This is a genomic window from Herbidospora mongoliensis (assembly GCF_001570545.1).
Taxonomy (GTDB): domain Bacteria; phylum Actinomycetota; class Actinomycetes; order Streptosporangiales; family Streptosporangiaceae; genus Herbidospora; species Herbidospora mongoliensis.
Map to the genome: position 1 here is coordinate 32,225 of NZ_BBXD01000021.1, position 20,960 is coordinate 53,184.

A 20,960-nucleotide genomic window follows, 5' to 3' on the forward strand; every position below is an offset into this window, starting at 1 on the left:
CCTTATCCAAGGATTCCTGATGCATCCCGTTCCCGTCCGGCCCGCGCGAGCCGTCGCCATACTGGCCACGCTCGCGATCGCGTTCAACCTGCTCATCGAGGCCGCCGCCGTCTTCGTGAGCCTCGACCGGTACGAGTTCATCGGCCGCGTCGCCGCCGATCCGCTGAGCGTCGACCTCGCCGAGGTCGGGGACAGCGACAGCCTGTACGCGTTCACCGGCATCCTCCAGGCTGGCACCCTGCTGCTGGCCGGGATCTTCTACTGGGTCTGGCTGTTCCGCGTGCGTGCCAACGCCGAGGCCCTGTCTCCGCATGTGAAGCAGCGTCTCGGGCGGGTCTGGCTGGTCCTCGGATGGATCGTCCCGATCATCTCGTTCTGGTTCCCCAAGCAGATCGTGGACGACATCTGGACCGCCTCCGACCCGCAGCAGCGTAAGCCCGGCGGGCTGGCGATGACCTGGTGGATCACGTGGGTGCTGTCGGTGTTCGGCTCGAACCTGGTCGCCCGGTTCGTGTTCGGCAGCACGGAGCTCGCGGACCTGCAGAGCGCGGCGCTCATCGAGATGATCTTCTTCCCGCTGACGCTGGTCTCGGGCATCCTCGCGATCATGGTCCTCAACAAGATCACGTCGCTGCAGGCCATCCCGCGGGCCGCCGCGCCGCAGTATCCGCCGCAGGGCCAGTTCCCGCCCGGGTACCCCCAGGGACAGCCGCAGTACCAGCAGCAGTATCAGCAGCAGGTGCCGCCGCAGCAGAACCCCTACTAGGTCGTCAGTTGCCGGGGTAGCGGTCCCAGGAGGCGCCGCCCCGGGTCATCTCCATGACGAAGTCGTCGGCGAGTTCGGCGATCGTGTCCCTGCCCTCCACCCGGTCCGCCCATCGGGCCGGGATCTCCCATCCGGCGGCGCCGAGCAGGTTGCCGCAGATCGAGCCGGTCGAGTCACTGTCGCCCGAGTGGTTGACGGCCAGGATCAGCGCGTCGGCGAAAGTGGTCTCGGCGAGGGCGCAGTAGACGCCGATGGCCAGCGCCTCCTCGGCCACCCACGCCTCTCCCAGCGACTCGACCTTCGCCGCCGACGGGGGGCCTGAGCGGGCGAGGTCGACGGCGCCCTGGAGCGCCTTCGTCGTGGCGGAATCGTCGATCAGGGGGAGGGTGGCGGCCACCGCCTGCTCCAGCGTGGCGTCGTTCGTCAGGTGGTGGACGATCGCGGCCAGCGCCCCGGCCGAAGCGGTCGCGGTCGGGTGGCCGTGGGTGAACCGGGAGCATTCGGCCGCCCACGCGTAGGCCTGGTCGGCCGGCCACGGGCCGAGTCCGAAGGGGGCTGAGCGCATGACCGTACCGCAGCCCTTGGAGTCGGGGTTGACGTTGCCGCGCAGGCCCGAGAGGCACGCGTTGCCGGGGGCGCGGCGGGCGTAGAGCCAGGTCTGCTCGCGGAGCCGGCCGGTGCGGTGGAAGGCGTCGCCCGGGGGCGGGGGCGCCGGGTGGTCCTGGGTGTCGAGCCAGCGCAGGTAGGCGTGACGGACCACCGACGGGACATGGCTGATGCCCCGCTCGCGGCCTCTGACGTTGCCCCGGATCAGGCCCTCGACGGTGAAGAGGGTCATCTGGGTGTCGTCGGTGACGAGGCCGTCGGTGAGGTCGGTGATACCGGCGGGGCCGTGGTCCGCCCGGATCCGGTGCAGGGAGTCGAACTCGACGGGGGCGCCGAGCGCGTCACCGATGGCGCCGCCGATCAGGCAGCCGCGGACACGGCCGAGGTTCATGGGGCCTCCATCAGTAGGGGACGGCCATTCTTTCCAGGCCGGGCGCGGACTCCGGCTGCCGTGTGGCGGGGACATCCGAAAACAGGATTTGGGTTCACTCCAGAAAGTACGTCCGCAACACCGGGGCCAGTGCCTCCCCCGCCACGCCGTGCCACTCCCCCGGCAGGGTTCGCCGGGTCGCCGCCGGGAGGTGGTCTGCCGCCAGTTTCGCCATGTCGGTCAGCGGGCCCGCGCTGCCCGTGCTGTCGAGCACGAGCGCCGGCACCCGCACCGCCCCGAGCAGTTCCGGTGAGGCCGTCTCCAGGAGCAGGCAGTCGTAGACGAGCGTGTGCCCCACCGACCACGCCTCGGGAGGCATCGCGGCGATGAGGTCGTCGGGCACGCCGATGGCGCGGTTGAAGAACTCCACCGTCGCCCGCTTCCCTCGGGACGCGAGCACATCCCGGACGGCCGCGGTGAAGGCGGGGTCCGGGGTGAAGGACAGCGGGGGCTCGAAGAGGGCGATCTTGGGCACCGGGAGTCCGGCCGCCGCCGCGTGGACGGCGAGCAGGCAGCCGGACGACATTCCGTACAGGTACGCCGAGCCGCCGGCCGCGTCGATCACGGCGGCCAGGTCGCCGATCTCCTTCTCGACCGTGTACGGCTCCGCGTCGCCGCTGTGGCCGCGGCCGCGACGGTCGTACACGAAAACGGAGAAGTGCTCGGCCAGGAGGTCGACGGGGGCGGAGAGCGGGCGGAAGCCGCTGTGGTTGCCGGCCGCGTCGACGACGACGAGGGCGGTGCCGGTGCCGGTGCCGGTGCCGGTGCGTGCGACGGAGATCTCCACTCCGTCAGGTGCGATGACCATGTCAGAATCCTTTCTCTCGTCACGTGGTCGAACGGGGCCGGCCCATATCGACAGGGGTTACCGATGAAATTCGTCTGTCTCGTGTACGCCGCCGAGTCGGCGCTCATCTCGATGACCCAGGCCGAGCTCAACACCCTCATCGACGAGGCGCTGGCCAATGACGCGGCGCTGGGTGAGCAGGGCCGTCTCGTCCAGGGTGAGGCGCTCGCGCACGTCGAGTCGGCGGTGACCGTCAGGGTGCGCGGGGGGCGGGTCTCCGCCACGACCGGGCCGTTCGCGGAGACGAACGAGCAGCTCGGCGGGTTCCTGCTCATCGAGGCCGCTGATCTGGACGAGGCCGTCGGGATCGCGGCCGGGATCCCGGGGGCGCGGTTCGGCAGTGTCGAGGTGCGGCCGGTGGTCGACCTCAACGACGTGCGGCCGTGACGCTCGGCGAGCTCTACCGGGCCGAGTCGGGGCGGGTGCTGGCGACGCTGGTCCGGCTGCTGGGCGACGTCGACCTGGCCGAGGAGGCCGTCCAGGACGCGTTCGCCGCCGCGGCCGAACAGTGGCCCGCCGACGGGGTGCCGGACAATCCGCGGGCGTGGCTGATCTCGGCCGGGCGGTTCAAAGCGATCGACCGGATCCGGCGCGGCGCGCGACTGCGGGAACTCCTGCCGGAACTGGCGCGGCTGACCGCCGAGGAGCGGCCGGACGACGAACTGCGGCTCATCCTGATGTGCTGCCATCCGGCGCTGCCGCCGGACGCGCAGGTCGCGATGACGCTGCGGGAGGTCTGCGGGCTCACGACGGAGGAGATCGCCGCCGCGTTCCTCACGACCGCGCCGGTCGTGGCGCAGCGCATCGTGCGGGCCAAGGCGAAGATCAAGAAGGACAGGATCCCGTACGACCTTCCCGACGACCCCGCCGACCGGCTGGAGACGGCGTTCTCGGTCGTCTATCTGATCTTCACCCAGGGGTACACGGAGTTCCGCGACGACCTGGCCGAAGAGGCGATCCGGCTGGCCCGGCGGCTCCCGGGGGCCGAAGGGCTGCTCGCGCTGCTGCTGTTCCAGCACGCCCGTCGCGGCGCCCGGCTGTCACCTGAGGGCGACCTGGTGCTGCTGGCCGACCAGGACAGGTCCCGATGGGACCTCGACCTCATCGCCGAAGGTGCGGCGTTGCTGCACCGGGCGCGGGTCAGCACGTACAGCGTCCAGGCGGCCATCGCGGCGGCCCACACCGGCGACCCGGTCGACTGGGCCAAGGTCGTGGCCCTCCACGACCTGCTGCCGCCCGATCCGGTCGCGGCGCTCAACCGGGCCGTCGCAGTCGCCATGCGCGACGGGCCGCGCGCGGGGCTCGACCTGATCGAACCGCTGATGGATCGGCTGGAGGGGCACGCGCTCGCGCACGCCGCCCGCGCGGATCTGCTGCGCCGACTCGGGCTCGTCGAGGAGGCGGGAGCCGCCTACACACGGGCGCTGGAGCTCACGAATCAGGAGCCACAGCGCCGGTTCCTGCGGCGGCGCTTGACGGAAACGGCCGGCCTGCGGTGACCTGGGGGAACATCGACGCCGACGGGGCCAATGCCCTCGTCTACTCCCGAGAGGGTCAGGTCGGACAGCAGCCCACGCGTCGCGGCCAGGCTCAACCGGGTGAAAGCCGCCGCCTGGGCCTGGGGCACGCCCGCCGCCACGCACAGCTCCACCAGCGGCGGCGGCCATCCGTCGATCAGGTCGGCGCACGGCCCTTCGGTGTGGGCGTGCCGGGCCTCCGTGCGGGGCCCGGCCTGTCAGTCCCTGTCAGGCGATGGCGAAGGCCTGGAGCTTGGTGTGCAGCTGGTTGAGGCCGCCGATGACGCAGGGCAGCGTCGGCGGGGTCGGGAGTCCCCCGCTCAGGGCGACGGCGGCGATCCGGTCGCCGGTGAACGGGCCCGAGGTGATCGTGCCGGGCAGCAGCACCCATCCGGTCAGGTCGCCGTGGAAGCGGGCGCCGCCGACCTCGCTGACCGAGCCGTCGTTCCAGTGGATGGACATCGCCAGATCCGCCGGCGCCATCGGCCCGGGGCACGCGCCGGTGAATCCGCCGTGGGCGCGCAGCACGCCCGCGCTGATCGACGGGTACTCGGGTGACGCGCAGTGGCCGACCGGGCCGGTGAGCTGCATCCAGTGGGTGGTGCTCGTCATGCTCATGGCGGGGTTGAACAGGAGCGTGACCTCACCGCCCGTACAGGCGATGGTGCCCGGCGCTGCGGCGGCGGAGACGGGCACGGGACTGAGCGCGGAAGCGGCGGCGAGCGCCCCAACCAGGAACAACCTACGCATCGAAGACATAGGTTCATGATCTTCATGGCTCCCCTCCGGCACCGGGTGGGCACGTCCCCGATTCCGGTCAAGGTGCCATGAAATTCGCGCCTACGGATTCACGGTGAGGACGACCTTCGCGCGGGCGTGCTCGCCCTCCAGATAGCGCATGGCGTCGGCGGCCTCCTCAAGCGGGTACGTCCGGTCGATGACGGACGTCACGTCCCCGCCCTCGGCCAGCTCGCGCAGCGCTGTGAAGTTGGCGCGGCTCGGCTTGGCGCCCAGCAGCTGGATCTTGTCTTTGATCAGTGGCCTGACCAGCTGGCTGCGGAGGACGAGTCCTATCGGCCCGAAGAGGCTGCCGCCTTCGTACACCCCGCCGCCGGAGATCAGCAGCGTCCCGCCCGGCGCGAGGACCTTGCGCAGGTCGCCGAGAGACCGGTTGCCGACCAGGTCGAACACCAGGTCGTGCCGCTCGCCCGTCGTGGCGAAGTCCTGCTTCCGGTAGTCGACGACCCGGTCGGCGCCGAGCCCGGCGACCATCTCGGCGTTCCGCGTGCTGCACACGGCGGTCACCCGCGCGCCGCGCGCCTTGGCGAGCTGCACGGCGAACGTGCCGACGCCGCCGGACGCCCCGTTGATCAGCACCGACCGCCCCTTGTCGAGGTCCTTCAACCCCTGCAGCGCGGTGTTGGCGGCCAGCGGCATCGCGGCGGCCTGCTCGAAGGTGAGGTTCGCGGGCTTGGGCCCGACGACCTTCGCGGGGGCGGCGACGTATTCGGCGAACGCGCCGTCGTGCTCGCCGTAGACCTCGTCGCCCGGCTCGAAGCCCTCCCCCGAGACGACGACGCCGGCGAAGTCGGTGCCCAGGATCGGCGCCTTGGGCCGCCGTAACCCGAAGGTCAGGCGCGACAGGTAGGGGTCGCCGCGCAGCGCGTGCCAGTCGCGCGCGTTGAGCGAGGCGGCCATGACCTTGACCAGCACCTCCCCCGGGCCGGGGACGGGAGTGGGGACGTCTCTGCACTCCAGGATGTCGGGTGAGCCGTAGCGGTCCTGCACAATCGCCTTCACGGGGGTTCCCCTCTGCTAGGTGTACGCCGTACACCTTGGACCATAGGTGTACGGCGTACACTCGTCAAGGAGGCGACGAAGGATTGGCAAGACTCAGCCGCGAACGCGTTCTGGAGGCCGCCGTGGCCCTGGCCGACGAGGCCGGGCTCGACGGGCTGAGCATGCGCAGACTCGCGACCGAACTCGGCGTGGTGCCGATGGCCCTCTACAAGCACGTCGCGAACAAGGACGAACTCCTCGACGGCATCATCGACACGGTTGTCGGCGAGATCGATCTGGGCCCGGTCGAGGGCGACTGGAAACCGGCCGTCAGGGCCCGCATCCTGACGGCGCGCGAGCAACTGCTGCGGCATCCCTGGGCGTCCAGCGCCATCGAGTCGCGCCGGAACCCCACGCCGGCCGTGATGACGTACATGAACTCGATCATCGGCCTGTTCCGGAGAGGCGGGTTCAGCGTGAACCTCGCCCACCACGCCATCCACTCGCTGGGCAGCCGGATCCTGGGGTTCAGCCAGGAACTCTTCGACGACATGGCGGCCGACCCGGAGACGCAGGAGGCGGCGGCGCACGCGATGAAGGACACGTTCCCGTGGCTGGCGGAGTTGGCGCTGCAGGTGGCCCACGACGAGAAGTCGATCGTCGGGTCGGGCTGCGACGACCAGTTCGAGTTCGAGTTCGCGCTGGACCTGCTCCTGGACGGCTTCGAGCGCATCCATCAGAGCGCCCGAAGTGGTCCACAGCCGAGATGAACACAGCGGGTGAGATGCAGTACGGTTTGTGCCGCCCCCAGCACGAAGGAGCACGCCGTGACGCTGCTCGCCGGCCGTTACCGCCTGCTCTCCCGGATCGGCCAGGGCGGCATGGGCGCCGTCTGGCACGCCGTCGACGAGCTCCTGCGCCAGGAGGTCGCGGTCAAAGAGGTGCTGCTGCCCCGTGACCTCGACGAACATCGCCTCGCCGAGATGCGGGAGCGCACGCTCCGGGAGGCCCGGGCCGCCGCCAGGCTGCGCTCGCATCCGTCGATCGTGACCGTTCACGACGTGGTGCTGGAGGACGGGCGGCCGTGGATCATCATGGAGCTGGTCCGGGGGCAGTCGCTGCAGGCGCTCGTGCGGCACGAGGGCCCGCTGACTCCTCAGCGGGTGGCCGCGATCGGGATGACCGTCCTCGACGCTCTCACCGCCGCTCACTCGACGGGCATTCTGCACCGCGACGTGAAGCCCGGGAACGTGATGATCACCGACCAGGGGCAGGTGCTGCTGACCGACTTCGGCATCGCCAGCGTCGCGGGTGACGTCAACCTGACGCAGACGGGGGCGGTGTCCGGGTCGCCGGGGTTCATCGCGCCCGAGCGGCTGCGCGGTGAGCCCGACGGGCCGCCGTCCGACCTGTGGTCGCTGGCCGCGACGCTCTACACGGCGGTCGAGGGGACGCCGCCGTTCCAGCGGGACAATCCGGCGGCGGTCATGGCGGCGGTGCTCATGCACGATCCGCAGCCCATGCGGCTGGCCGGGCCGCTGACCCCGGTGCTCATGGCGATGCTGGACAAGGATCCGGGCCGCCGCATCCCGGCCGGCCACGCCGCGGAACTGCTGCGGTCCGTCGCCGGCGGAGGCGGCGGAGTGACCGCGCCGCCGACGATTCCGTCCGTGAAGCACTCGCAGAAGAAGAGCAAGGCGCCGATGTTCGCCGGCGCCGGTCTGGCCGTGGTGCTCGTGGCCGGGAGCGGCGCCGCGCTGTGGCTCGGCGGGCCCGACCGGGCCGAGGGGAAGCCGTCACCGTCACCGACGAAAGCGGTCGTGACGGCGAAGGTCACCGAGGAACCGAAGGCGGTGCTGATCGGCAACCCCGAGGCGTGTGAGCTGGTCACCCCGGCACAGATCCGGAACCTGCTCGGGGCCGCGGCCGAGCAGCAGTTCATGACCCACGACGCCTGTCAGTGGATGACCCCCGCCGGGGAGTACCTGCAGATCCAGAAGGTGCAGCTCGACTCCGAGACCACGGCCCGGCTCATGTACGACATGACCCGCGCCACCGAGGAGGACGAACCCAAACGGGAGCCCGCCACCAAGCTCCGCATCGGCGGGCCGGTCGGCGACGCGGGCATCGGCTGGACCAGGGACGCGGGCGCCTACAACCAGACCAAGATCACCATCCGTACCGCCAACGTGCAGGCCACGCTCTACTACTCGGGGCCCAAGGCCGGATTCGCCACCATCGACAGGTTCGCCAGGCTGGTGGTGGCGTCCCTGCGCAAGGCCGGCTGACGGTCTAGAGCGGGATGTCGCTGTGCCTCGCCCGGTTCTCCGGGATAGCGGGCGGCGAAAGGATGCCGTTGTTGGCGGACAGCCCTCCGTCGACCGGAAGGGTGACGCCGGTGATGTAGGACGCGGCAGGCGAGGCCAGGAACCAGATCGCCTCGGCCTGCTCGCGCGCCTCCGACCACCGGTGCTGCGGGATGCGCTCCAGGATCGCCGGGCCGAGCACGGGGTGGGCGGCGGCACCGGCGTTGAGCCCGACCGACACGCCACCGGGGGCGATCGCGTTGACCCGCACGCCCTCGGCCGCGTAGTCGAGGGCGAGCCCGCGCACCAGGTTGACCACGGCCGCCTTGGTCGCGTTGTACGCCCAGGTCCCCGGGTCGCCGCCCAGCCCCGAGATCGACGAGGTGACCACGACGGAGCCGCCCCCGGAGGCCCGGAGCGCGGGCAACGCAGCCTTCACGCCGAGCGCCACACCTCGCACGTTGACCGCCCAGATGCGGTCGAACCGCTCGATCGCGCCGGGCGACTCCAGCGACCCGGCGCCGCCGATGCCCGCGTTGAGCACCACCGCGTCGAGCCGGCCAAATCGGTTGAGAGCCAGTTCGGCGAACGCCTCATTGGTCTCCTCGGTGGAGACGTCCCCGGTCACGGTCGCGACGTGGTCGGTCGCGATCTCGTCGAGGCCTCTTTTGTCGACGTCGACGGCGACCACTTTCACGCCCCGCCCGGCGAACAACTCGACGACGGCCCGGCCGATCCCGCCCGCCGCACCTGTCACGGCCACGACCTCTACGCTCATGCGCTCCTCTTCTCGATGGATGTCTCCAGAAGGCGGCAGGCATCCCAACATACCCGCTTGTTCCGGTAGGAATAGTGTAGATAAGCTCTCCGTGCACCATCTCCGCAGCTCGGAACCGGGACCCCATGAGAAAAACCCCCACGATCGCCGCCGTAGCCCTCCTCCTCAGCCTCGCCGCATGCGGCGGGGGCGAGACCGGCGGCACCGCCGCCGAGGCCCCTCCGGCCAAGTCGATCATCCTGATCACCCCCAACCCGGTCGGCACCAACAGCTTCCTGCAGCTCGGCGTGAAGGGTGCCGAGGCCGCCGCCAAGGAGCTCGGCGCCTCCTTCAAGCTGTACGAGAGCAAGGACCCCACCTCCATCGCGCAGAACGTCGACGCGGCCGTCCGCGCCAAGCCGACCGTGGTCGTGGGCATCAGCTTCTCCTTCGACGACGTGTTCAACACCGTCCCCAAGGCCAACCCCGGCCAGCAGTTCCTCCAGGTCGACTCGTGCGCCAAGGACCAGGCCCCGAACCTCTCCTGCGTCTCCTTCAAGGAGCACGAGGCCGCCTATCTGGCCGGCGTCGAGGCGGGCCTGCTCAGCACGAGCGGCCAGATCGGCGTGGTCGCCGCGCTGGACACCCCGTTCATCCACCGCTGGATCGAGCCGTTCTTCGAAGGCGCGAAGTCGGTCAAGCCGGAGAGCGCAGGCACTCCGCTCTACGTCGGCGGCAGCAACCCGTTCAGCGACCCTGCGCGGGCCAAGTCGCAGGCCCAGACCCTCACCGGACGCGGCGTCGACGTGATCGCGGCGGCGGCCTCCGGCGGCAACCCGGGCGTCTTCGAGGCGGTCGCGGCCTCCGGCGGCAAGGCCTTCGGCGTCGACGTCAACCAGTGCGCGCTGAGCCCCGGCAACGTCATCGACAACGTCCTCAAGAATGTGGATGTCGCCGAGAACGCCGCCATCAAGGAGATCTTCAACGGCAAGGCCGGCGGCGTGAAGGTCTACGGCCTGGCCGAGGGCGGCGTGGGCGTCAACGCCCTGGGCGACGACCTGGCCTCCTCCGGCTGCACGGTGGCCGCCAGCCCCGACGTGGTCGCCAAGGTCAAGCAGACCCGCGACGACATCGTCGCCGGAAAGATCACCGTCGCGGACCCGCTCGCCGGCTGATGACCGATCTCGCCGCCGAGTTGATCGGCGTGAGCAAACGGTTCGGCCCCGTACTCGCCAACGACGGCATCGACCTGGCAGTCGCCAGGGGCGAGGTGCACGCCGTGGTCGGCGAGAACGGGGCCGGCAAGTCCACCCTCATGTCGATCCTGTACGGCCTGCACCGCCCCGACGCCGGAGAGATCCGCCGCGACGGGCAGCGGATCACCCTCCGCTCCCCCGCCGACGCCATCCGCCACGGCCTCGGCATGGTCCACCAGCGCTTCCGCCTCTTCCCCGACCTGACCGTCGCCGAGAACATCGTCATCGGCGCCGAACCCGTCCGCAGAGGCCACCTCGACCGCGCCGCCGCCCACCGGGCGGTGGCCGCCCTCTCGGAGAAGTACGGCCTGCGCGCCGACCCGTCGGCCCTGGTCCGCGGCCTGCCGGTCGGCGTGCGCCAGCGGGTGGAGATCCTGCGCGCCCTCTACCGCGACGCCGAGATCCTCATCCTCGACGAACCGACCGCCGTCCTGACCCCCGGCGAGACCGACCGCCTCTTCGAGGTCCTGCGCACCGTGGCGGCGACCGGCGTATCGATCCTCCTGGTCACCCACAAACTCTCCGAGGTCATGGCCGTCGGCGACCGCGTGACGGTCCTCCGCCAAGGCCGGGTCACCGGCCGCTTCACCACGCGGGAGACCAACGCGAACGAGCTCGTCAACGCCATGATCGGCCGCTCCCTCACCCCACCCGCACCCAAGCGCGCGCAGCCCCCGCAGGAGAACCCGGTCCTGGAGGTCCGCGACCTGACGATCCACGACGCCGACGGCGTGGCCCGGCTGTCGGAGGTCTCACTGTCCGTCCACCCCGGCGAGATCGTCGGGCTCGCGGGCGTCGCGGGCAGCGGCCAGCGGGAACTCATCGACTCGGTGACGGGCCTGCGCGGCGCGGTGCCAGGAGTGTTCCTGGCGGGCACCCCCGTCCTGTCCGGCCGCGACCCGAGAGTGGCCTACGTCCCGGAAGACCGCCACGGCCGCGCCACCGCACCGGGCATGTCAGTGGCCGAGAACATCCTGATGGGTGCCCAGCGCGAACTGGGCTCCCGCTGGTCCCTGCCGAGAGCGGCGGTGAAAAAGCGCGCCAAAGACCTGGTGGAACGCTTCTCCATCAGCGCCGCCTCGGTCGACATCCCCATCAGCGCCCTGTCCGGCGGCAACGCCCAGAAGGCGGTGCTGGCCCGCGAACTCACGCGGCCCTCTCACGTGGTGGTGGCCGAGGAACCGACCCAGGGCGTGGACGTGGGAGTGCGGGAACGCGTCCACGCCCTGCTCCTGGCCGCCCGCGACGAGGGCGCCGCCATCCTCCTCCAGTCGAGCGAGCTGTCCGAGCTACGCGAACTCGCCGACCGCATCCTGGTCCTGTACGAGGGCCGCGTCGTCGCCGAGTTCCAGGGCGACGCCCACGAGACAGACATCGGCCGCGCCATGACGGGAGCGACCGAATGACCACAGCCAGAACAAGCACCCGTCGGGCTCTTGTGAAATCCCGAAACGCGGTCGTGGCCCCGGAGACCGGAGCAAGCACATGACCGCACCCGCTCTCGCCCGCCGGGTCGTCGCCTCCGCGCCGGTAGTGGCCGTCGTCGGCGCGCTCGCGCTGACCACCCTCGTCATGCTTGTCGTAGGCGTCGATCCCACCCTCGCCTACCCCGCCCTGGTCAGGGGCGCGATCTTCGACGGCAACCTCGAATACACCATCGCCGCCTTCGTCCCCACGCTCGGCATGGCCCTGGCGTTCGCCCTGCCGCTGCGCGCGGGCGAGTTCAACCTCGGCGGCGACGGCCAGCTCGCCATCGGCGGGGTCACCGCCGCCGCTCTGGCCCTGCTCGTGCCGCTGCCGCCGGTCGTCGCCGTCGTGCTGCCGCTGGTGGCGGGCGCGCTCGCGGGCGGGCTGGTCGCCGCGATCGCGGCGCCGTTCAGCACGCGGCTCAGGATCCCCGCCATCGTCAGCACCCTGCTGATCAGCGCCCCGGCCGTCTCCCTGGCCTCCTACCTGGTCCGCTTCCCGCTGGCCGAGCCCAACACCGGCATCGCCCAGACCCCGACCCTGCCGGACGCCTCGCATCTCCCCTTCATGGGCGGAAGCGGCTACGTCACGATCGGCCTGCCGCTGATCGTGGTGCTCACCGGCCTCTGGCTCCACATCGACGGCCGGACCGTCACCGGGTACGAGATTCGCGCCACCGGCCAGAACCGGGAGTTCGCCCGCTACGGCGGCGTCAAGGTCGACCGCGTCGCGGCGCTGGCGCTGGCCGGCGGCGGGGCGTTCGCCGGGCTCGCGGGGGCGCTGATCGTGCTCGGCCCGCCCTACCGGTTCGTCGACGGCGCGCTCACCGCGCCGGGCTACACCTTCACCGCCGTGGCGGCGGTCCTGCTGGCGAGCGCCCGGCCCCTCGCGATCCCGGTCGCGGTGGCCCTGCTGACAGTGCTCCAGGTCGGCGGCCTGGGCATGGAGCGGGAGGCCGGGGTGCCGAGCCAGCTCACCCAGATCGTCCAAGGGCTGATCATCGTGATCGTCGCCGTGCTGGCCACCGTCCGGGCCAGGCGGGGGGTGCGCGGATGAACATCTTCGAATGGTCGTTCCTGTCCGGTGTGCTCACCGCCACCGCGCCGGTGCTGCTGGCCGCGCTCGGCGGGCTGCTCTGCCAGGTCGCGGGCGTGTTCAACATCGCGCTGGAGGGTCAGCTGCTCTGGGGCGCGTTCACCGCCGTCGTGGTCAGCGACGCGACCGGCAGCGCGTGGGCGGGCGTGGCGGGCGCGATCATCGCGACCGTCCTGTTCTCCGGACTGCTCTCCGGGGCCTCGGTACGCCTGAAAGCCGACCCCATCGTGGTCGCGGTCGGCCTCAACCTGCTGGCGCTCGGACTGACGGCGTTCCTGATGCGGCAGATCTTCGGCAGCGGCGGCACCTACAGCTCCCCCGACCTGGCCGGTCTGCCCACCCTGGCCGAACTGGGCCTCGACATACCCGTGCTGGGACCGCAGTCTCCGCTGGTGCCGCTGGCGTTGCTGCTGGTCGTGGCGATGGCCTGGTGGCTGACCCGGACCCGCTCGGGCCTGCGGCTGCGCGGCGCGGGCCAGCATCTGGAGGCCGCCGAGGCGGTCGGCCTGCCGGTCGCCGCCTACCGCCACGGCGTGACGCTGGCGGCGGGCGCGCTGTGCGGGCTGGCGGGAGCGCAGCTCTCCCTGGGCAACGTGACGCTGTTCAGCGAGGGCATGAGCGCCGGACGCGGCTGGATCGCGGTGGTCGCGGTGATGCTGAGCAGCGTGCTGCCCTACCGGCTGCTGCTGGCCTGCCTGCTGTTCGGCGTCGCCGAGGCGTTCGGCTTCCGCCTTCAGGGCGCGGGGCTGCCGCAGCAGGCGGCCGACGCCGCACCCTACGTGATCACCCTGGTCGCGCTGGTCCTCGCCGCGGTGTGGAGAAGGAGGTCGCATGAGCACGCCTGAGCTGGCGCATTCGGTCCGGTGGACCGGCGACGCCGTGGAGATCCTCGACCGGCGGGTCTACCCGTTCGAGCGGACCTGGGTCCGCTGCACGACCAGCGACGAGGTCGCCCAGGCGATCAAGGACATGGTCACCCAGAGCTCGGGCCCGCTGTTCGCGACCACGGCCGCGATGGTGCTGGCCGCCCGTTCCGTCCGGCACCGCCCCCGTGGCGTGGCCGTAGAGGAACTACGGAAAGCGGGCGACAGGCTCATCGCGACCCGTCCCACCAACAACCACATCCGCGACGCCGTCCACGCGATCCTCGGCGACCTCGGAGACGGAGACCTGGCCGACGAGGTCCAGAAGGCCGCCGCCACCCACGACGCCGCGTACCGGAAACGGTCCGCCGCCCTGGGCAGGCACGCCGCCGACCTGCTCCCCGACGGCGCGACGGTGCTCACCCACTGCTGGGCCGACTACTACCTGATCGCCACCGTGCAGGCCGCCGAGGAACAGGGCAAATACCTCGAATTCGTCTGTACGGAAACCCGCCCCTACCTCCAGGGAGCACGCCTGACCGCCGCGACCCTGGTCGAGATGGGCTACCAGCCGACACTGATCACCGACGGCATGGTCGCCGCCGCGCTCGCGAACGGCGTCGCCGACGTCGCCCTCGTCGCCGCCGACCGGGTCACCCTCGACGGACACGTGATCAACAAGGTCGGCACGCTCGGCGTCGCCCTGGCCGCCAGCAGGTTCGGCCGGCCCTTCTACGCCCTCGTCCAGCGGCCCGACCCCCAGGCCCCCACCCCGAATGACGTGGTCATCGAGTACCGCGACCCCGACGAGGTGCTGCACGTCCTCGGCCACCGCACCGCCGCCGACGGCGTCACCGGCCACTACCCGGCCTTCGACACGACCCCACCTGACCTGGTCACCCGGATCGTCACCGAAAAGGGCGCCTTCCGCCCGGAAAATGTGAAAGAGGCACTATGACCAGGCGCATCGTCGTCGACACCGACACGGGCATCGACGACGCCCACACCCTGCTCTACCTGGCCGGCCGTCCCGACGCGGAGATCGTCGCGATCACCTCGGTCTACGGCAACTGCGTCGAGTCCGACTCGGCCCGCAACATCGCCTACGTGAACCGCCTGGTCGGCCTCGATGTCCCGATATCCAGGGGCGCGAACGAACCGCTCGTCGGCGAGCCCCGCATCGCCGGTGCGGTCCACGGCAAGGACGGCCTCGGCGACGTCGGCTACGACCGCCCTCTGCCGGAAACGGGTGAGGAGAGCGCCGCCGAACTCCTGGTCCGCCTGGGCCGGGAGCAGCCGGGCGAGCTCGACCTGCTGGCCCTCGGCCCGCTGACCAACCTGGGCCTGGCGCTGCGCCTGGACCCCGACCTGTTCACCCGCTACCGCTCGGTCGTGCTGATGGGCGGTTCGGGCCCCTACGCCCCGCCCGGCACCCTGCTGATGGTCGACGCGAACATCAACAACGACCCGGTGGCGGCGAGCCTGGTCTTCTCGGCCCCGCGGAACGAACTGGTCATGGTCGGCGTGAACGTCACCGCGACCACGATCCTGGACGAGGTCGCCATCGGCGCCCTGCGCGCGACGAACACCCCGATCGCGAGGTTCGCCACCGAGATCCTCGACTCGTACATGGACTTCTACCAGAACGAGTGGGGCCGCCGGATCATCCCGCTGCACGACCCCCTCGCCGCCGCGATCCTGCTCGACCCCACGTTCGCCACCGCTTCAGTCGACGGCCCGGTCAACGTGAGGACCGATGGTTTCATGTCCAGAGCCAGGCTGATGCGCACCCACGACGGCCTGCCACCCGCCTTCCCCTACGAGCCCGCCCCGCCGACCAAGGTGATCACCGAGGTGGACGCGGCCCGCTTCGTCGCCGACTTCGTGGAGGTGCTCACCCGATGAGCTGGATCGTGCTGGACATCGAAGGGACGACGAGCTCGACCGAGTCGGTGCACGTCGGCCTCTACTCCTACGCCCGCCCGCGCCTCGGCCCGTGGATCGACGCCCACCGCGACGACCCGGAGGTCGCTCAGGCCGTACGGGAGACCGGCGGTGAAATCACCGACGAGACCGTCGCGATCCTGCACGCGTGGATGGACGGCGACGTCAAGGCGACCCCGCTGAAGACCCTGCAGGGACAGATCTGGGCGGCGGGCTTCGCCGACGGCGAGCTCACCGCGCACTTCTTCCCCGATGTCGCGCCCCGGCTGCGCGAATGGCACGCCCAGGGCCGTCACCTGGCCGTCTTCTCCTCCGGCGCGGTCTCCAGCCAGCGGCCGTGGTTCCGGCACACCCCCGACGGCGACCTGTCGACGCTGATCGAGCACCACTTCGACACCGTCAACGCGGGCCCCAAACGGGAGAGCGCGTCCTACGAGCGCATCGCCGCCGCGCTGGGCACCGACGACCTACTGTTCCTGTCAGACGTACCGGCCGAACTGGACGCCGCGGCGGCGGCCGGCTGGCAGGCGATCGGCATCCGCCGGCCGGGCGAGCCCAGCGAGCGGGCCGACTTCGGCGCGCACCGCGTGGCCACGAGCTTCGAGGAGATCTGATGAACCGGGAACACGTGCTGGACGCCGGCGCCCGGCTCGCCGTCGAGGCGGCCAGGTTCACCGGCATGGGCTGGATGCGCGGCACCTCGGGCAACCTGTCCGAGGTGGTCTCCCGCGACCCGCTGCGGCTCGCGGTCACCGCCAGCGGCCTGGACAAGGGCGAACTCGTCGCCTCCGACATCGCCGTGGTCGGCGGGCAGGGTGAACCGGTCGAGGTCACCGGCATCGAACCGCTGACCCCGTCGGCCGAGGCCGGTCTGCACGCCCGCGTGGCGGCGGTGTCGGGAGCCGACGCGATCGTGCACGTCCACGCGCTGAACGCGGTGCTCGCGGGCCACCACTGGCCCAAGGGGGTGGTCCTGAAGGACGTCGAGACCCTCAAGGGCATCGGCCGCCTGGCCCACGACGACGAGGTGGTCATCCCCGTCATCGAGAACAGCCAGGACATGACCGAACTGGGCGACCGCTTCGAGGCCGTGTACGACCCCCGCACCCCCGCCGTGATCGTCGCCAACCACGGCCTCTACACCTGGGCCCCCACCCTGCACCGGGCCCGGCACATCACCGAGTGCGTGGAGTGGCTGCTGGCGTACCGCATCGCCATCCGCTGACCGAACGAACGACGGCCGGGCGGCGTACCGAATCACCGATCGCCGCCCGGCCGAATCGCCGCTGATGGGCCGCCACCAACGGGCCGCCGCCTGGCGCGCATGCGGCCGGCGGCGTGCCTGACCGCCGACCGGCCAGGCGATGTGCCCGACCGCTATGCGCTGACGAGCAGGTCGCCCACTCGGTCGAACACGTCCCGGCCGGGCTCGGTGGTCAGCAGGTGGCGCGCCACCCGCAGTACGCCCCTGATGGCCGTCGCGCGCTCCGGCTCGGGGAGCGTCTCGATGTCGCTGACCCGGGCGAAGCCGATGATCCGCCGGGTCGCCTTCGCCGCCGCGAACACCGCGGAGTCGGCCCTGACCTTGGCCAGGTAGGCCGCCAGCACGCCGTCGCCGTAGATCCGGGGGTCGACCCGGTCCGGCCACAGGGCGGTGAACTCGGTCTCGAACGCGGTCCAGGTCTCCTCGGCCAGTCCGAGCGCCCACGTGGCGTGGCCGGTATCCCCGAGGACGAAGCTCCGGGCCGCCGCCAGCACGTAGTTGCCCCACAGGGCGCCGAGGTCGAAGCCGACCGGGCCGTAGAAGGCGAACTCCACGTCGAACGCGCGGGCCGACACCGGCGACCCCGGCCGGACCAGCACAGAGCCCGTGTGCAGGTCGCCGTGGATCAGCGCCTCGCCGTGGGTCATGAACGCCAGCTTGGCCAGCCCGATCGCGGTCCGCACCGCCGGGTCGCCCACGTAGGCCGCCACGTCGGACTTGGTGGCGGGCAGGATCTTGTTGTGCTCGTGCTCGATGTACGGCTCGGTGAAGACCAGGTCCTCGGTGATCTCGCACAGCTCGGGGTTGATCGAGGCGGCCAGCGCGTCCTTGTGCCGGTAGTTCCCCAGCCCGAACACCGAGGTCCCGAACGCCACCTTGGCGACATAGCGCCCCAGGTCGGCGGCCACCCCGTCGGTCCGCACGCCCTCGTTGAGCAGCCCACGCCAGACCCGATGGTCAGAGAGGTCCTCCAGCGCGACGACGTGACGTTCGTCGTCGAAGTCGAGCAGCGCGGGCACCAGGCCCGGCGCCACCCGCCCGTGTTCGGCCAGCACCACGGCCTCGATGCGGTTGCGGTCGGGGGTGATCGGCCAGGTGGGGTCGACTCTCACGTACGGCATCGACTGCTTGAGCACCACGCCGGGCCCGTCGGCGGTCGCCACGGCGAACACGATGTTCATGTTGCCGTCGCCGATCTCCCGTACGGAGACGGGATCGGCGAACGCCGCCAGGGCGGGCCTGCTCGCGAGGTAGGCGGGGACGTTGTCGACGGTGAGCAGCTCATAGTCGGTCAACGGAACTCCTGAGGGTGTAGCTCACGACGAGGGCGCCCGCCAGCAGGGCGCCCTGGACGAAGGTCTGGGTGTAGTAGGGGGCGTTCAGCATGGTCATCCCGTTGATCACCACGCCGATGAAGACGGCGCCGACGACCGTGCCGGTCACGTTGGGCCGGTTGGCGCCGAGCACCGCGTAGCCGATCAGGGCCGCCGCCACCGATTGGAGCAGGTAGGGGTCGCCCGCGCCGACGTCGCCGCGCCCGAGGCGGGCCGACAGCATGATCCCGGCGACCGCCGCGCACAGCCCCGACACGGCGTAGGCCATCGCCCGGTAGCGGGTCACCCGGATGCCGGCCAGCCGCGCGGCCTCGGCGTTGCCGCCGATGGCGTACAGGGCGACGCCCCAGCGGGTGCGTTCGAGGAACAGCCAGACGACGACCGCGACCAGCGCGAACACGATGACCGGGACCGGCACCGACCAGATCTTGCCGCTGCCGATCCAGGCGAAGCCCTCGGTGTAGCGGCCGGGCGCGGGCGCGCCGTCGACGGTCATGCCGGGCGCGACCGACTTGCCCGAGGTGAGGATCAGCGCCAGGCCCTGGAACAGGAACATCGTGCCCAGCGTGGCCACCAGGTCGGGGATCTTCGCGACCACGGTGAGCAGCGCGTTCACCCCCGCCACCAGCAGGCCGGTGAGCAGCCCGGCGACGATGGCGGTGGCGCCGGTGAGGTTGAAGCGGACCATGGTCAGCGCGGTCACCATGACCACCGCGCCGACGTTGGCCCCCGCCGACAGGTCGAAGCCGCCGGTGGTCATCGACACGGTCACGCCCAGCGCCACCACCCCGACGATCGCCACCGACTGCAACACGATGAGCGCGTTGCCGTAGGTGGCGAAAGCGGGGCGGAGCACCGCGAAGACGACCATCAGCGCGGCGAGTACGACCAGCAGGCCGTACTTGTAGGCCGCACGGGTCACGGAACCGCCCAGGGCACAGGGGCCACGTCAGGCGTGGTCAGCTCGGGGATGGCGGTGGTGAGCTGCTCGATGTTGGCGATCTTGCCGTCGACGAGCTGCTTCTGGGTGACCAGGGCCGGCGGGATCTTGATCTCGGGCTCGACCTGCTCCCCGGCGACCAGCAGCGCGGCGGCCCGCACCGCGATCCGGCCGACGTTCGACGGGTCGGTCGTGGCGGTCGCCACCCACGGGCTGTTCGGCTCGGTGATGACGCCGATGTCGGCGGTGGAGATGTCCGCGCCGTAGATCTTGACCTTGTCCTGCAGCCCGAGTTCCTTGACCGCGATGGCCGCGCCCTTGGCGAACTCGTCGTAGGGAGCGAAGATCGCCTTCACGTTCGGGTTGGCCTGGAGGGTCGCCTTGGCCTGGTCGGCCACGGCCGAGGCGGTCGAGTTGTTGACCACGCCGATCTGGGCGACCTCCTTGATCCCCGGGTTGTCCTTCTTGAAGGTCGTCCACACCTCGTTGCGCCGGTCAAGGGGGGCGAAGCCGGAGACGTACACATAGACGACCTCGCCGGTCCCCCCGGTGTCGGCCTTCAGCGCGCCGAGCGCCAGTTCGGCGATCTTGTGGTCGTCCTGGGTCAGCGCGACGGCCTTGGGCGTGCCCGGGTCGACGTCGAAGGCGACCAGCGGGATGCCGGCGTCAGCGGCCTTCTTGATGGCCGGCTGGACGGTGTCGGCGAACCCGTGGTCGACGATGATCGCGTCGGCCTTCTGCTGGACGGCCTGCTCCAGGTTGAGTGCCTGCTTGTCGTTGTTGCCGTCGCCGCTGGAGACCTCCAGCGTGACCTTGAGCGCCTGCGCCTCGGCCTGCGCCCCCGCGAGCCACTGCTCGAAGTAGTCACCGGACGAGAGCTGACGCACCAGAGCGACCCGCACTCCCCCGGCGGCGAACTTCGCCGGGACGGAGACGGTAGGTGAAGCGACCGGGGCCGCCGCCGGAGCGGACGTCGCGGGCGCGGAAGTGGCGGTGGAAGGGGTTCCCTGGGAGCATCCGGCGAGCGCCAGGACGCCCAGGAGAAGAGAGGCTCCGAGGAGTCGAGCGTGAATCACACTCGGGATGCTAGGCACCGTCTCGGATATTGTCTACTTTTCAAGTAGGATTTACGCAGATAGCCGTTGATTAGGGACGAAGCCCATGACCTACCTCACTGTGTACACCGACGGCCCGGCCCCCGAGACCCTCCTGCGGACCGAAGACCAGGCCGAGATCGCCACCACCCTGAAGGAGATCGGCGTCCGCCTGCGCCACTGGGACATCGTCGACGGCCTCGACGACGCGACCCAGGACGAGGTCCTCGCCGCCTACCGCGACGAGGTCGCCGCCGTCGTCGCCGAAGAGGGCTACACGTTCGTCGACGTCGCCAAGCTCGGCCCGGACGCCCCCGCCGACGTGGCCGCGGGCGCCCGCGCGAAGTTCCTCAACGAGCACACCCACGACGACGACGAGGTCCGCTTCTTCGTGGCCGGCTCAGGCATCTTCTACCTCCACGTCGGCGGCCGGGTGAACGCCGTCTTCTGCGAGCCCGGCGACCTGCTGAGCGTGCCGAAGAACACCACTCACTGGTTCGACATGGGCACCAGCCCCCACTTCACCGCGATCCGCTTCTTCCACGACGACGACGGCTGGGTCGGCGACTTCACCGGCGACCAGATCTCGGCGCGGATCCCCGACTACGACACGATCGCAGCGGAGCGCGGCTGAGTTCTCCGACAGCGCCAGATTTCGGCGTTGTGACGCGGTTTCGCGGGGCTGCGGGTAGCAA

Annotated in this window: 22 protein-coding genes; 14 read left to right on the plus strand and 8 right to left on the minus strand. The window is 71.0% G+C overall.

Going from position 1 to position 20,960, the window contains the following annotated elements:
• Positions 1–19: 19 nt before the first annotated feature.
• A complete protein-coding gene (locus AW272_RS30720; RefSeq protein WP_066372705.1) occupies positions 20–766 on the plus strand; it encodes a DUF4328 domain-containing protein in 747 nt (248 codons plus the stop codon).
• Between the two features lie 4 nt (positions 767–770).
• On the opposite strand, the gene AW272_RS30725 is transcribed toward AW272_RS30720, so the two are convergent.
• Complete coding sequence (locus AW272_RS30725; RefSeq protein WP_066372711.1) at positions 771–1,763, minus strand: ADP-ribosylglycohydrolase family protein; 993 nt, start codon at positions 1,761–1,763, stop codon at positions 771–773.
• A 94-nt stretch (positions 1,764–1,857) separates the two neighbouring features.
• Entirely contained in the window at positions 1,858–2,610 is a 753-nt protein-coding gene (locus AW272_RS30730) for an alpha/beta fold hydrolase (protein WP_066372712.1), read from the minus strand.
• 63 nt (positions 2,611–2,673) lie between these two features.
• On the opposite strand from AW272_RS30730, the gene AW272_RS30735 reads away from it, so the two are divergent.
• Positions 2,674–3,036, plus strand: coding sequence for a YciI family protein (locus AW272_RS30735; protein WP_066372713.1), 363 nt, complete (start codon positions 2,674–2,676; stop codon positions 3,034–3,036).
• On the plus strand, positions 3,033–4,148 hold the full coding sequence (locus tag AW272_RS30740; RefSeq protein WP_066372715.1) for an RNA polymerase sigma factor: 1,116 nt from the start codon (positions 3,033–3,035) through the stop codon (positions 4,146–4,148). Before AW272_RS30735 ends, AW272_RS30740 begins: the two co-directional genes overlap by 4 nt.
• Positions 4,149–4,394: 246 nt before the next feature.
• Here the strand turns inward: AW272_RS30740 and AW272_RS42645 are convergent, their stop codons facing one another.
• Positions 4,395–4,925, minus strand: coding sequence for a hypothetical protein (locus AW272_RS42645; RefSeq protein WP_157518900.1), 531 nt, complete (start codon positions 4,923–4,925; stop codon positions 4,395–4,397).
• A gap of 81 nt (positions 4,926–5,006) precedes the next feature.
• Entirely contained in the window at positions 5,007–5,966 is a 960-nt protein-coding gene (locus AW272_RS30750) for an NAD(P)-dependent alcohol dehydrogenase (RefSeq protein ID WP_066372718.1), read from the minus strand.
• 83 nt (positions 5,967–6,049) lie between these two features.
• On the opposite strand from AW272_RS30750, the gene AW272_RS30755 reads away from it, so the two are divergent.
• Positions 6,050–6,715, plus strand: a complete 666-nt coding sequence (locus AW272_RS30755; protein WP_066372720.1) for a TetR/AcrR family transcriptional regulator C-terminal domain-containing protein — start codon at positions 6,050–6,052, stop codon at positions 6,713–6,715.
• Positions 6,716–6,772: 57 nt separating this feature from the next.
• A complete protein-coding gene (locus AW272_RS30760; RefSeq protein ID WP_066372722.1) occupies positions 6,773–8,233 on the plus strand; it encodes a serine/threonine-protein kinase in 1,461 nt (486 codons plus the stop codon).
• Between the two features lie 4 nt (positions 8,234–8,237).
• On the opposite strand, the gene AW272_RS30765 is transcribed toward AW272_RS30760, so the two are convergent.
• On the minus strand, positions 8,238–9,029 hold the full coding sequence (locus tag AW272_RS30765) for an SDR family NAD(P)-dependent oxidoreductase (RefSeq protein ID WP_066372724.1): 792 nt from the start codon (positions 9,027–9,029) through the stop codon (positions 8,238–8,240).
• 125 nt (positions 9,030–9,154) lie between these two features.
• On the opposite strand from AW272_RS30765, the gene AW272_RS30770 reads away from it, so the two are divergent.
• The 8 genes from AW272_RS30770 to mtnB all read left to right on the plus strand — a co-directional run bounded on the left by AW272_RS30770 (position 9,155) and on the right by mtnB (position 16,858).
• Positions 9,155–10,183, plus strand: coding sequence for a BMP family ABC transporter substrate-binding protein (locus AW272_RS30770; RefSeq protein WP_066372726.1), 1,029 nt, complete (start codon positions 9,155–9,157; stop codon positions 10,181–10,183).
• A complete protein-coding gene (locus tag AW272_RS30775; protein WP_066372729.1) occupies positions 10,183–11,670 on the plus strand; it encodes an ABC transporter ATP-binding protein in 1,488 nt (495 codons plus the stop codon). Before AW272_RS30770 ends, AW272_RS30775 begins: the two co-directional genes overlap by 1 nt.
• A gap of 79 nt (positions 11,671–11,749) precedes the next feature.
• Positions 11,750–12,787, plus strand: a complete 1,038-nt coding sequence (locus AW272_RS30780) for an ABC transporter permease (RefSeq protein ID WP_066372731.1) — start codon at positions 11,750–11,752, stop codon at positions 12,785–12,787.
• Positions 12,784–13,671: an ABC transporter permease gene (locus AW272_RS30785; RefSeq protein ID WP_157518902.1), complete on the plus strand. Its 888-nt coding sequence runs from the start codon at positions 12,784–12,786 to the stop codon at positions 13,669–13,671. The genes AW272_RS30780 and AW272_RS30785 overlap by 4 nt, the downstream gene beginning before the upstream one ends.
• Positions 13,658–14,647, plus strand: coding sequence for a s-methyl-5-thioribose-1-phosphate isomerase (locus tag AW272_RS30790; protein ID WP_066372737.1), 990 nt, complete (start codon positions 13,658–13,660; stop codon positions 14,645–14,647). The genes AW272_RS30785 and AW272_RS30790 overlap by 14 nt, the downstream gene beginning before the upstream one ends.
• Positions 14,644–15,594 (plus strand): nucleoside hydrolase, encoded by a 951-nt coding sequence (locus AW272_RS30795; RefSeq protein WP_066372739.1) that lies wholly within the window; start codon positions 14,644–14,646, stop codon positions 15,592–15,594. Before AW272_RS30790 ends, AW272_RS30795 begins: the two co-directional genes overlap by 4 nt.
• Positions 15,591–16,247 (plus strand): acireductone synthase, encoded by a 657-nt coding sequence (gene mtnC / locus AW272_RS30800; protein ID WP_066372742.1) that lies wholly within the window; start codon positions 15,591–15,593, stop codon positions 16,245–16,247. The genes AW272_RS30795 and mtnC overlap by 4 nt, the downstream gene beginning before the upstream one ends.
• Complete coding sequence (gene mtnB / locus AW272_RS30805; protein ID WP_066372745.1) at positions 16,247–16,858, plus strand: methylthioribulose 1-phosphate dehydratase; 612 nt, start codon at positions 16,247–16,249, stop codon at positions 16,856–16,858. Before mtnC ends, mtnB begins: the two co-directional genes overlap by 1 nt.
• A gap of 152 nt (positions 16,859–17,010) precedes the next feature.
• Here mtnB and mtnK read toward each other — a convergent pair whose 3' ends face one another.
• Genes mtnK through AW272_RS30820 form a run of 3 tightly spaced genes read right to left on the minus strand, consistent with a single transcriptional unit; the run spans position 17,011 to position 20,247 of the window.
• Complete coding sequence (mtnK, locus tag AW272_RS30810; protein ID WP_066372747.1) at positions 17,011–18,192, minus strand: S-methyl-5-thioribose kinase; 1,182 nt, start codon at positions 18,190–18,192, stop codon at positions 17,011–17,013.
• Entirely contained in the window at positions 18,179–19,153 is a 975-nt protein-coding gene (locus AW272_RS30815) for an ABC transporter permease (protein ID WP_218011137.1), read from the minus strand. Before AW272_RS30815 ends, mtnK begins: the two co-directional genes overlap by 14 nt.
• Entirely contained in the window at positions 19,150–20,247 is a 1,098-nt protein-coding gene (locus tag AW272_RS30820; RefSeq protein ID WP_169807667.1) for a substrate-binding domain-containing protein, read from the minus strand. Before AW272_RS30820 ends, AW272_RS30815 begins: the two co-directional genes overlap by 4 nt.
• Before the next feature lie 85 nt (positions 20,248–20,332).
• Between AW272_RS30820 and AW272_RS30825 the strand changes: the two genes are divergently transcribed.
• The gene (locus AW272_RS30825; protein WP_066372752.1) at positions 20,333–20,899 is read left to right on the plus strand and encodes a 1,2-dihydroxy-3-keto-5-methylthiopentene dioxygenase; all 567 of its coding nucleotides are present in this window, start codon (positions 20,333–20,335) and stop codon (positions 20,897–20,899) included.
• Positions 20,900–20,960: the final 61 nt, after the last annotated feature.

Excerpts from the sequence above, each read along its gene's own strand:
- AW272_RS30725 (WP_066372711.1), bottom strand. The coding sequence starts at position 1,763 with ATGAACCTCGGCCGTGTCCGCGGCTGCCTGATCGGCGGCGCCATCGGT.
- AW272_RS30790 (WP_066372737.1), top strand. The coding sequence starts at position 13,658 with ATGAGCACGCCTGAGCTGGCGCATTCGGTCCGGTGGACCGGCGACGCC.
- AW272_RS30785 (WP_157518902.1), top strand. The coding sequence starts at position 12,784 with ATGAACATCTTCGAATGGTCGTTCCTGTCCGGTGTGCTCACCGCCACC.
- AW272_RS30720 (WP_066372705.1), top strand. The coding sequence starts at position 20 with ATGCATCCCGTTCCCGTCCGGCCCGCGCGAGCCGTCGCCATACTGGCC.
- AW272_RS30780 (WP_066372731.1), top strand. The coding sequence starts at position 11,750 with ATGACCGCACCCGCTCTCGCCCGCCGGGTCGTCGCCTCCGCGCCGGTA.
- mtnC (WP_066372742.1), top strand. The coding sequence starts at position 15,591 with ATGAGCTGGATCGTGCTGGACATCGAAGGGACGACGAGCTCGACCGAG.
- AW272_RS30775 (WP_066372729.1), top strand. The coding sequence starts at position 10,183 with ATGACCGATCTCGCCGCCGAGTTGATCGGCGTGAGCAAACGGTTCGGC.
- AW272_RS30735 (WP_066372713.1), top strand. The coding sequence starts at position 2,674 with ATGAAATTCGTCTGTCTCGTGTACGCCGCCGAGTCGGCGCTCATCTCG.
- AW272_RS30770 (WP_066372726.1), top strand. The coding sequence starts at position 9,155 with ATGAGAAAAACCCCCACGATCGCCGCCGTAGCCCTCCTCCTCAGCCTC.
- AW272_RS30795 (WP_066372739.1), top strand. The coding sequence starts at position 14,644 with ATGACCAGGCGCATCGTCGTCGACACCGACACGGGCATCGACGACGCC.
- AW272_RS30765 (WP_066372724.1), bottom strand. The coding sequence starts at position 9,029 with ATGAGCGTAGAGGTCGTGGCCGTGACAGGTGCGGCGGGCGGGATCGGC.
- AW272_RS42645 (WP_157518900.1), bottom strand. The coding sequence starts at position 4,925 with ATGTCTTCGATGCGTAGGTTGTTCCTGGTTGGGGCGCTCGCCGCCGCT.
- AW272_RS30825 (WP_066372752.1), top strand. The coding sequence starts at position 20,333 with ATGACCTACCTCACTGTGTACACCGACGGCCCGGCCCCCGAGACCCTC.
- AW272_RS30730 (WP_066372712.1), bottom strand. The coding sequence starts at position 2,610 with ATGGTCATCGCACCTGACGGAGTGGAGATCTCCGTCGCACGCACCGGC.
- mtnB (WP_066372745.1), top strand. The coding sequence starts at position 16,247 with ATGAACCGGGAACACGTGCTGGACGCCGGCGCCCGGCTCGCCGTCGAG.